The 9,944-nt window shown below is 74.2% G+C and carries 8 protein-coding genes; 4 read left to right on the top strand and 4 right to left on the bottom strand.

Translation table 11 applies throughout. The features are described from left to right. Positions 1 to 1,075 (bottom strand): LacI family DNA-binding transcriptional regulator (locus E0D90_RS05640; RefSeq protein WP_130796833.1); only part of this gene is annotated, 1,075 nt, incomplete at its 3' end. A 266-nt stretch (positions 1,076 to 1,341) separates the two neighbouring features. Between E0D90_RS05640 and E0D90_RS05635 the strand changes: the two genes are divergently transcribed. Together E0D90_RS05635 and E0D90_RS05630 are read left to right on the top strand one after the other, a co-directional pair. After that, positions 1,342 to 2,250: an oxidoreductase gene (locus E0D90_RS05635; RefSeq protein WP_130796832.1), complete on the top strand. Its 909-nt coding sequence runs from the start codon at positions 1,342 to 1,344 to the stop codon at positions 2,248 to 2,250. Positions 2,251 to 2,360: 110 nt separating this feature from the next. Beyond that, positions 2,361 to 2,876 (top strand): GNAT family N-acetyltransferase, encoded by a 516-nt coding sequence (locus E0D90_RS05630; RefSeq protein ID WP_130796831.1) that lies wholly within the window; start codon positions 2,361 to 2,363, stop codon positions 2,874 to 2,876. A gap of 33 nt (positions 2,877 to 2,909) precedes the next feature. Here E0D90_RS05630 and E0D90_RS05625 read toward each other — a convergent pair whose 3' ends face one another. Beyond that, positions 2,910 to 3,827: a LysR family transcriptional regulator gene (locus E0D90_RS05625; RefSeq protein ID WP_130796830.1), complete on the bottom strand. Its 918-nt coding sequence runs from the start codon at positions 3,825 to 3,827 to the stop codon at positions 2,910 to 2,912. 147 nt (positions 3,828 to 3,974) lie between these two features. On the opposite strand from E0D90_RS05625, the gene E0D90_RS05620 reads away from it, so the two are divergent. Further along, a complete protein-coding gene (locus E0D90_RS05620; RefSeq protein ID WP_130796829.1) occupies positions 3,975 to 4,901 on the top strand; it encodes an EamA family transporter in 927 nt (308 codons plus the stop codon). Positions 4,902 to 4,981: 80 nt separating this feature from the next. Here E0D90_RS05620 and ppdK read toward each other — a convergent pair whose 3' ends face one another. Then, positions 4,982 to 7,660 (bottom strand): pyruvate, phosphate dikinase, encoded by a 2,679-nt coding sequence (gene ppdK, locus E0D90_RS05615; protein WP_227870014.1) that lies wholly within the window; start codon positions 7,658 to 7,660, stop codon positions 4,982 to 4,984. Positions 7,661 to 8,108: 448 nt separating this feature from the next. Here ppdK and E0D90_RS05610 point away from each other — a divergent pair, with 448 nt between their 5' ends. Continuing rightward, entirely contained in the window at positions 8,109 to 8,498 is a 390-nt protein-coding gene (locus tag E0D90_RS05610) for a DUF2255 family protein (protein ID WP_130796828.1), read from the top strand. Positions 8,499 to 8,598: 100 nt separating this feature from the next. Here E0D90_RS05610 and E0D90_RS05605 read toward each other — a convergent pair whose 3' ends face one another. After that, entirely contained in the window at positions 8,599 to 9,816 is a 1,218-nt protein-coding gene (locus tag E0D90_RS05605) for an ROK family protein (RefSeq protein ID WP_130796827.1), read from the bottom strand. Between the last annotated feature and the right edge of the window lie 128 nt (positions 9,817 to 9,944).

The raw sequence follows: 9,944 nt of genomic DNA, 5'->3' as shown, positions 1-9,944 counted from the left end.
GGGGTGACGGGGGCGGCGGTCCGGCGGTCCGGCCGGGGCGGAAGGCGCAGGAGACCAGGGGCCCGGCCGGAGTGCCGCCGTCCAGCAGGGACATCAGCGACCGCACGGCCGCCGCGCCCAGTTCGGCGCGGGGCACGTCGAAGCCGGTCGGCTCCGGCGCGTCGGTGAGGTCGGCCGGGGGCGCGCCGAGCAGCGCCAGGGACAGCTGCTCCGGCGCGCTCAGCCCGGCCGCCCGCACCGCCTCGTGCAGCGCGCGCCAGACGGCGCCGGTGTCGGTCTCCTCGGCGACGAAGGCGGTGATGCCCTCGGCGAGCCAGCCGCGCAGCCGCTCCGCGGTGATCTCGGTGGCGGGGTCGGCGGTACGGACCACCGTGCCCTCACCGCACACCATCCCGGCGGCGGCGATCCCCTCGCGGAAGCCCTGTTCACGGTCGGTGGAGGCCGGGGCGTCGTCGTCCTCGCGGATCAGCAGCGCTCTGCGATGGCCCAGCCGGGCGAGGTGGGCGACGGTCTCGGCACTGGCCGCGACGTAGTCGGCACCGACCCAGTCCAGTCCCGCCAGTTCGTCGCGCCGCCCGATGTGCACCAGCGGATAGCCGTCGTCGAGCAGCCGGCGCAGCTCCGGCTCGGGCACATGACGGCCCAGGAACAGGCAACCGTCCGCGAGCCGTACCCGGTTGAGGGCTCCCGGGGCGACGGACTGCGCACCCCCGGGGCTGGAGCCGGTGAAGAGCACCAGGTCGTACCCCTGGGCGGCGGCCTCCTGCTCCACCCCGACCAGGAACGGGTAGTAGGAGTGCTCGACGGCGGTCGGGAAGGTCGCGGTGAAGGAGTAGACGCCGAGCAGCCGGTTGCGCGCGGCGGCCAGCCTGCTGGCCGCCGGGTCGGGGACGTAGCCGAGCCCCCGGGCGGCCTCCAGCACCCGCTGCCGGGTCGCCTCCTGGATGAGGATGCCCTGCTTGTTGCCGCCGAGCACCAGCGAGACCGTCGTCTGGGACACCCCCGCGACGCGGGCGACGTCCGCCTGGCGCGGTCGTCCTCGCCGTATCACCGGCCGTCCGGCTGTGGGTTCCACCGTGTCCTCCGTTCCCCGACGGTCGTCACTGTCCGTCAGTAATACGCATTAGCTGACCCCCGGAGGTTACGCGGACAGTCACTAATGCGGATTACTGAGCAATGTCCGCGTGTCGGCCCGTCACCGTCAAGGGGGGTACGCGGCTAATAACGATTAGTACCCGGCCCCGTGTCCGGACGGTCACCCAGCGACACCGCCCACTCACCGGCGCCGACCCGCGGCGTCACGCCCGGTGCACACCTCGGCCCAGCCACTACGCTGGTTCCATGCAGTGGACGGTACGGGACATTCCGGACCTCACGGGCCGGACGGCTGTGGTCACCGGCGCCAACAGCGGCCTCGGCTATGTGACGGCTCGCGAGCTGGCCCGCCACGGTGCGCGCGTCGTGCTGGCGTGCCGCGATCCGGAACGCGGGGAGATCGCCCTGGCGCGCATGGACGGCGAGGTGCCGGAGGCACGGCTGGAGCTGCGCGCCCTGGACCTCGCCGACCTGGCGTCCGTCCGGGCGTTCGCCGAGGCGTGGGGCGGGGACAGGCTGGACCTGCTGATCAACAACGCGGGACTGATGGCGGTACCGCTCGCCCGCACCGCCGACGGCTTCGAGAGCCAGTTCGGCGTCAACCACCTCGGCCACTTCGCCCTGACCGGACTGCTGATGGACCGGCTGCTGGCGACGCCCGGCGCCCGCGTGGTCACCGTCTCCTCGATGCTGCACGTCTTCGCCAACATCGACCCGCGCGACCTCAACGCCGAGCACGGCTACCGCCGTTGGACCGCCTACTTCCGTTCCAAGACCGCCAACCTGCTGTTCACCCAGGAGCTGACCACCCGGTACGCCGGACGTGACGTCCTCGCCGCCGCCTCGCACCCCGGCTACTCCTCGACCGAACTCCACGCACGGGGAGCGCGGTTGGCGGGCAGCGTCTCCCGGGAGCGGCTGATGACCCTGGCGAGCTCCGCCGTCGCCTCGACGCCCGAACTGGGAGCGGCCCCGACCCTCTACGCGGCGACCGCCCGCGAGGTGCGGCCCGGAGCGTTCTACGGCCCGCGCCGGTTGTTCGTGCGCGGCGCGCCCGGCGACTCCTGGCGGGCACCGTGGACCGTCAACGACCTGATGGCGCAGCGGCTTTGGTCCGAGTCCGAGCGGCTGACCGGCGTGGTCTTCCCCGCCTGACCCCAACTGGCCCCGGCCGTTCGGCCCGCGTACCGGAACCGATACGTCCGGCCGCGCGACACGCCGTGAATTCCGTTGTCGCACCGGCGTGGCGACCGCAGAATGAACCGATGCTCATCCGACGCGAGATCCCCTCCGACATCCCGTCCGTGCAGCACGTGACCACCGCCGCGTTCACCTCTCCGGAGAACCCGGAGCCGGTGGAGACCACGCTGCTGGCCCGGCTGCGCGACGACGCCGGGTGGATCCCGGAGCTGTCGCTGGTGGCGGTCACCGAGAACGGCCAGGTCGCGGGACACGTGGTGTGCACCCGGGGCAGCGTCGGCGCGACCCCCGCGGTCGGCCTCGGACCGCTGAGCGTCCATCCCGTCCACCAGCGGCGCGGCACCGGCCAGGCCCTGGTGCACGCGGTGCTCGGCGCCGCCGAGGCGCACGGGGAACCCCTGGTGGCGCTGCTGGGCAGCCCCCGCTACTACGGCCGGTTCGGCTTCCGGGCCGGCACGGACTACGGGGTGACACCGCCCGATCCCGCGTGGGGCGCGTACTTCCAGGTCCGCACGCTGGCCGACTACACCCCCGACGTGCGCGGGGAGTTCCGCTACGCGGAGCCGTTCGACCGGCTCTGAGACCCCGTGCCCGACCCGCGCCCGGCGGGCGTCTCAGACACGCTCCGCGCCGCCGGACCGCCGCCAGCCGTCGGTGAGACGGCGAACCGCCTCGGTGATGGTGGGGCGGCGCGAGGCGTCCGAGCGCCAGAGGGCGTACAGCCGCCGTACCGGCACCGGCTCCAACGGCACCACCACGGCCCCCGGCGGCGGTAGCTCCCGCCCGAGCCGGGGCACCAGCGCTACCCCGAGCCCTGCGGCCACCAGCTGCGCCTGGGTCGCGTACTCCGCCACCTCGAAGGCCGGTTCCAGCTCGTGGCCGCACTCCCGCATCGTGCGTGCCAGCCAGTCGTGGCAGATGGTGCCGGGCGGCTGGCAGATCCAGCGCTCCCCGGCGACCTGCTCGCGCGTGACGAACTCCGCGCCGGCCAGCGGATGCCGGGCGGGCAGCAGCATGTCGCAGGGGTCCTCACCGAGCAGCAGCCGGTCGAGACCGGCGGGCGCCGGCAGCGGGATCACGTCCCAGTCGTGGACGACCGCCAGGTCGATCTCCCCCCGGGCCACCAGGTCCACGGAGATGTGCGGGTCGGCCTCGACCAGCCTGGGCACCACCTCCGGGTGGTCGGCGAGGAGTTGGGCGAGGGCGCCGGGCAGCAGGCCCCGCGCGGCCGTGGCGAAGGCCGCGATGCTGAGCGTCCCCCCGGGACGTCCGCGCTGCCGTTCCAGCTCCACCTCCGCGCGCTCCACGAGGGCGAGCACCCCGGCCGCGGTGGCCACCAGAACCTGCGCGGCCTCGGTGAGCGCCACGCCGCGTCCGCGCCGTTCCAGCAGCGTCGACCGGGTCTCCCGCTCCAGCTTGGCGATCTGCTGGGAGACCGCCGAGGCGGTGTAGCCCAGGGCGGTGGCGGCGGCGCTGACCGTCCCGTGCTGGTGCACGGCGTGCAGCGCGCGCAGACGGGAGAGCTCCAGCATGGGCGGTCTCCTGTGACGGCGGCCGGGCGGGATGCCCGCCGGACGGGCGGCAGGCCCCGTCGGGGACGCGAACGTGTAGCGACGCTGAACGGTACCGCGAAGAAATCGGCGCTGGTGCTCGAACGTCACCACGCCGATGCTGAGTCCATGCGTCCCTCCCATATCGCCCTCGCCGTGCTGGTCACCGCCGTGTGGGGGGTGAACTTCGTCGTCATCGACATCGGGCTCGACCACTTCCCGCCGCTGTTCTTCTCCGGGCTGCGCTTCCTGGTCGCGGCCGTGCCCGCGGTGTTCCTGGTGGCACGGCCGGCCGTGGCGTGGAAGTGGATCGTCGGCGTCGGGATGTCGCTCGGGGTCGCCAAGTTCGGCCTTCTCTTCGTCGGGATGGACCAGGGGATGCCCGCCGGTCTGTCCTCTCTGGTGCTCCAGGCCCAGGTGCTGTTCACGGTGATCTTCGCGGTGGCCCTGATGGGTGAGCGGCTGGGCCGGCTGCGGGTGGTGGGCATGGTGGCGGCGTTCGGCGGGGTGGTGGTGGCCGGTGTCGACGAGGGGAGCTCGGGGCCGCTGCGGGCGTTCGCGCTGGTGATCGCCGCCGCGGCGGCCTGGGGTGTGGCGAACATCCTGACCCGCCGGGCGGCGCCGCCGGACGCCCTGAGCTGGATGGTCTGGGTGAGCCTGGTTCCGCCGCTGCCGCTGTTCGCGCTGTCGCTGCTGCTGGAGGGCCCGACCGCCGGGATCGACGCGGTGCGGGGGCTGGACTGGGAGGGCGCGGGGGCGCTGCTGTTCGTCGCGTGGGTGGCGACCGTCTTCGGCTTCGGGGTGTGGGGCTTCCTGCTCAGGAGCTACGACGCCTCGACGGTGGTGCCGTTCGCCCTGCTGGTGCCGGTCTTCGGGATGTCCTCGGCGGCCCTGCTGCTCGGGGAGCGGATCACACCGCTGGGCCTGGTGGCGGCGGCGCTGCTGATCGGAGGGGTGGCGCTGACCACGGTCAGCGGGCGTCCCTGGCCGCGCGGGCGGGGCCCGCGGCGGCGGGCGCAGCGGGAGGCGGCGGCCCGCACCGGCGCGCCCGTCTGACCGCGTCCGGGCCGGGCAGCCGCGTCTGACCGCGTCCGGGGCCGGGCAGCCGCGTCCGGGCCGGCCACCGGTACCCGGGGTCAGCCGACGGCCGCCCGTCCCGCCTCCAGCCGGGCCACCGGTATCCGGAACGGCGAGCAGGAGACGTAGTCCAGTCCGGCCTCGTGGAAGAAGTGGACGGACTCCGGGTCGCCGCCGTGTTCGCCGCAGACCCCGAGCGTGAGGTCGGGCCGGACGGCGCGGCCGGCGCGGGCGGCGGTGCGCACCAGGGCGCCGACACCGTCGACGTCGATGGTCTCGAACGGGGAGGTCCCGAAGATGCCCTTCTCCAGGTAGGCGGCGAAGAAGCTGGACTCCACGTCGTCGCGGGAGAAGCCCCACACCGTCTGGGTGAGGTCGTTGGTGCCGAAGGAGAAGAAGTCCGCCGACTCCGCGATCCGGCCGGCGGTGAGCGCGGCCCGGGGCAGCTCGATCATGGTGCCGAGGGTGATCCCGAGCTCCACGCCGCGGGCGTTCTCCACCTCGGCGACCACGCGCTCCGCCTCCTCGCGGACGATCTCCAGCTCCCGCACGGTGCCGACCAGCGGGATCATGATCTCCGCCCGCGGGTCGCCACCGGCCGCGCGGCGGTCGGCCGCCGCCTCGGCGATGGCGCGGACCTGCATGGCGAACAGCCCGGGGATCACCAGTCCGAGCCGCACGCCGCGCAGTCCCAGCATCGGGTTCTGCTCGTGCAGACGGCGGACGGCGGCCAGCAGCCGCTGGTCGTGGGCGTCGTGCTCCAGGGCGACGCGGACGGAGAGTTCGGTGAGGTCGGGCAGGAACTCGTGCAGCGGCGGGTCCAGCAGCCTGACGGTGACCGGCAGTCCGTCCATCGCGGCGAACAGCTCGGTGAAGTCCGCGCGTTGCAGCGGCAGCAGCGCGGTCAGCGACTGATCGCGTCCGGTTTCGCTGTCGGCCAGCACCAACCGTTCGACCAATTCCCGGCGTTCGCCGAGGAACATGTGCTCGGTGCGGCACAGCCCGATGCCCTGGGCGCCGAAACGGCGGGCGCGGGCGGCGTCCGCCGCGGTGTCGGCGTTGGCCCGCACGCCCAACCGCCTTACGCGATCGGCGTGTTCCATCATGCGGTGGACGGCGCGTACCAGGTCGGCGCCCCCGTCGGCGTCGGCACCGTCCGGGTCATGGCCGTCGGCGGAGACGCGTCCCTCGAAGTACTCCACCACCGCCGAGGGCTCCACGGGCACCTCGCCGGCGTAGACCCGGCCGTCCGAGCCGTCGATGGAGAGGACGTCGCCCTCGTCGATCACTTCGCCGGTGGCGGTGACGACGGCGCGTCCGGCGGCGACGTCGACCTCGATCCCCTCCGCGCCGCAGACGCAGGTCTTGCCCATGCCGCGGGCGACGACGGCGGCGTGCGAGGTCTTCCCGCCGCGTGAGGTGAGGATGCCCTCGGCGGCGATCATGCCGTCGAGGTCGTCGGGGGTGGTCTCCCGCCGCACCAGGATGACGTGTTCGCCTTGGGCGGCACGGGCGACGGCGGTCGCCGAGTCGAAGACGGCGGCGCCGACCGCCGCGCCGGGCGAGGCTGCGATGCCGCGGGCGATCGGGTCGGCCGCGCCGTCCCGTGCGAAGTGCGGGAACATCAGCTGGGCGAGCTGGTCGCCGGTGACCCGGCGCAGCGCCTCCGTCTCGTCGATCAGCCCCTGGGCGACGAGCTGGGTGGCGATCCGGAACGCGGCGGCGGCCGTGCGTTTGCCGACGCGGGTCTGCAGCATCCACAGCCTGCCGCGCTCGATGGTGAACTCGATGTCGCAGAGGTCGAGATAGTGGTTCTCCAGCGTCTCCATGATCTCGGTGAGCCGGCGGTAGGAGGCGGCGTCGATCCGTTCCAGCTCGGCGAGCGGCACGGTGTTGCGGATACCGGCGACGACGTCCTCCCCCTGGGCGTTGGGGAGGTAGTCGCCGTAGACGCCCTGGCGGCCGGTGGCCGGGTCGCGGGTGAAGGCGACGCCGGTCCCCGAGTCGGGCCCGAGGTTGCCGAAGACCATGGCGCAGACGTTGACGGCGGTCCCGAGGTCGTCCGGGATGTGTTCCCTCCGGCGGTAGAGGACGGCCCGGTCGGTGTTCCAGGAGTCGACGACCGCGCGGATGGTGAGGTCCATCTGCTCGCGCGGGCGCTGCGGGAACTCACGCCCGGACTCCTCACGGACGATCCGCTTGAACTCCTCGACCAGGGAACGGAGCCGGTCGGCCGGGAGGTCGACGTCGCTCTCGGCGCCGGCGGCCCGGCGGGCGGCGTCCAGCGCAGCCTCGAAGAGGTCGCCGTCGACCCCGAGGACGGTCTTGCCGAACATCTGGATCAGCCGCCGGTAGGAGTCCCAGGCGAACCGCTCGTCCCCGGCCTGGGCGGCCAGCGCGTGGACCGAGGTGTCGGAGAGCCCGACGTTCAGCACGGTGTCCATCATCCCCGGCATGGAGAACTTGGCACCGGAGCGGACGGATACGAGCAGCGGGTCGGCGCCCTCGCCGAGGGTCCGGCCCATCCGGCGTTCCAGCGCGTCGAGGTGCGCACTCACCTCGTCGTGCAGGGCGGCCGGCTCGGTGCCGGTGGACAGATAGGCGCGGCACGCCTCGGTGGTGATGGTGAAGCCCGGGGGGACGGGCAGGCCGAGGCGGGTCATCTCGGCGAGGCCGGCGCCCTTGCCGCCGAGAAGGTCCTTCTGGTCCTTGTCGCCCTCCGCGAAGTCGTAGACCAGCTGGGGCCGCCTCGCGGGCCGCTGGGGTCCGGGGGGCGCGGCGGGCTGCGCGGCGCCGGGGGCGGTGATCGGTGTATCGGTCTGTGTTTCCGGCACGGGACTCGACTCCTCGTGGACGGCTGCCCTGACACCGGGAACGCGTGGCGGCCGTCACCAGGCACCACCACCGCTCCCGCGCAGAACACCCGGCCCTCGCCCTGCCTGCCCCCACCGGCCGCTGCCGGCCGGTGAGCGCAGGACGCTTCCGCGGGTTCTCGGTCCCCACCAGGGTCACCCGAACGGCCGCGACCGGCGAGTCGGCGCCCACGGCCACCGGGCCGCACCGCTCCCGGTGGCCGGGCCGGCACTCCCGGGTGGCCGGACCGCCGCTCCGCTCGCACCCTCGGAAGTACGGCACCGTCCGCACGGAAGCGGGCGGACCGGCCCACCAGGCAAGGAGTGACTCACCATGGCGACCACCTGGACACCCGACGAACGCGAGCGGATCGGCTCCGCGGAGGAGATGGAGATCACCTCGCGCCGGGACGACGGAACCCTCCAGCGCCCGCGCACCATCTGGGTCGTCCGCCACGGCGACGACCTGTACGTCCGCTCTGTCAGAGGGCGCGGCTCCACCTGGTTCAAGGGCACCCGGGCCCGCCACCGGGGCCACGTCGACGCCGGGGGCCTCAGCCGCGACGTCACCTTCGTGGACGCCGACGCCGACCAGGACACCGAGCTGAACGACGAGCTCGACGCCGCCTACCGCGACAAGTACGGGCGCTACGCGGAGAACATCCTGCGCGACATCACCGGCACCGCCGCCCGCGCGGCCACCATGCGGCTGATCCCCGACTGAGGGCGCGCCGCCCGACCATCGGCAGGCCGCGCACGAGCGCCGACCTCGCGCGACCGGCCTCGCGCGACCGACCTTGCGCGGCCGACCTCGCAGGCCAGCGTCAGCCGGCCGCGCGCACGCCCGCGCCGGGCGCCGGGCGGGCGGCGGCGAGGCGCGCGTCGGCGCGGTCCGCGCCGTAGAGCAGGTCGACCACCATGGCGCCCGCGCCGAGCAGCCCCGCCCGCTCCCCCAGCCGGGAGGTCACCATCTGGAGGTGGACGGTGGTGCGCGGCATCGCCCGCTGGTACAGCAGCTCCCGCACCCCGGTCAGGAACGGCGGACCGGCCAGGTCCCCGGCGATCATCAGGACGCCCGGGTTGATCAGCGAGACCACCGTGGCCAGCACCTCTCCGACCCGGCGGCCCGCCTCCCTGGCCAGCCGGACCGCCTCGGGGCGCCCGTCCGCCAGCAGCTCCCGCACGTCGGAACCGGAGGCGGCGGGTACCCCCAGCGCGGTGAGCTGTCCGGCCAGCGCCCGGCCGCTGGCGACGGCGGCGAGGCAGCCGTAGGAGCCGCAGCGGCACAGGGCGTCGGGCGCGTCGGCGAGCCGGATGTGGCCGATGTCGCCGGCGCCGCCGTCGATACCGCGGTAGACGCCGCCGTCGACCACCAGTCCGGCGCCGATGCCGGTGGAGACCTTGACCAGCAGGAAGGCGGAGCACTCGGGATGGGCGTGGCGCTGCTCGGCGTACGCCATGAGGTTGGCGTCGTTCTCCACCAGCACCGGGATGTCGGGCGAACCGCCGGTGGCGCGCGCGAACTCGGCGCCGAGCCGGTCGGCGACGGGGTGACCGTCCCAGCCGGGCATGATCGGCGGCTGCACCACCCGCCCGCGGTCCACCGGGCCGGGCACCGCCAGACCGATGCCGCAGACCGCCTCGGCGGGCATCCCCGCCTCCTCCAGCAGCGCCGCGAACCAGTCGGCGAGCAGCGGCAGTACGACCTCCGGCCCGTCCTCCACCAGCACCGGTCCGGTGTGCTCGGTCAGCACGGTGCCCGCCAGGTCGGCGACCGCCGCCCGGGCGTGCCGGGTCTCCAGGTCGGCGACCAGCACCACGGCGTGGGCGGTGTCGAACTCCAGGCGGACGGCGGGCCGTCCACCGGTGGAGGTGGACGCGGGGCCGGCCGACTCCCGGACCCAGCCGGCGCCGAAGAGCAGATCGAGCCGGGCGCCGACGGTGGAGCGGGAGAGGGACGTGACGCGTTGCAACTCGCCGCGGGTGGTGGCGCGGCCACTGCGGATCAGCTGCAGCAGCTGTCCGGCGCTCCCCTGGTTCATGACGGACTCCTGGTCCCGGGTAGCGGTGACGACGGTTCCGCCCGGCTGCCGTGCCCGGTACGGCGGGTCCACGCTAACCCCGCCCGCACCGCGCGGTGGTGCCGGATCGCCTGGCGAGACCCGCCTTC

It is taken from the genome of Streptomyces otsuchiensis, assembly GCF_004305975.1.
In the GTDB taxonomy this organism is placed as follows: domain Bacteria; phylum Actinomycetota; class Actinomycetes; order Streptomycetales; family Streptomycetaceae; genus Streptomyces; species Streptomyces otsuchiensis.
This window is presented reverse-complemented; position numbering and strand designations above follow the sequence as displayed.

Excerpts from the sequence above, each read along its gene's own strand:
- E0D90_RS05625 (WP_130796830.1), bottom strand. The coding sequence starts at position 3,827 with ATGCTGGAGCTCTCCCGTCTGCGCGCGCTGCACGCCGTGCACCAGCAC.
- E0D90_RS05630 (WP_130796831.1), top strand. The coding sequence starts at position 2,361 with ATGCTCATCCGACGCGAGATCCCCTCCGACATCCCGTCCGTGCAGCAC.
- E0D90_RS05605 (WP_130796827.1), bottom strand. The coding sequence starts at position 9,816 with ATGAACCAGGGGAGCGCCGGACAGCTGCTGCAGCTGATCCGCAGTGGC.
- E0D90_RS05610 (WP_130796828.1), top strand. The coding sequence starts at position 8,109 with ATGGCGACCACCTGGACACCCGACGAACGCGAGCGGATCGGCTCCGCG.
- E0D90_RS05635 (WP_130796832.1), top strand. The coding sequence starts at position 1,342 with ATGCAGTGGACGGTACGGGACATTCCGGACCTCACGGGCCGGACGGCT.
- E0D90_RS05620 (WP_130796829.1), top strand. The coding sequence starts at position 3,975 with ATGCGTCCCTCCCATATCGCCCTCGCCGTGCTGGTCACCGCCGTGTGG.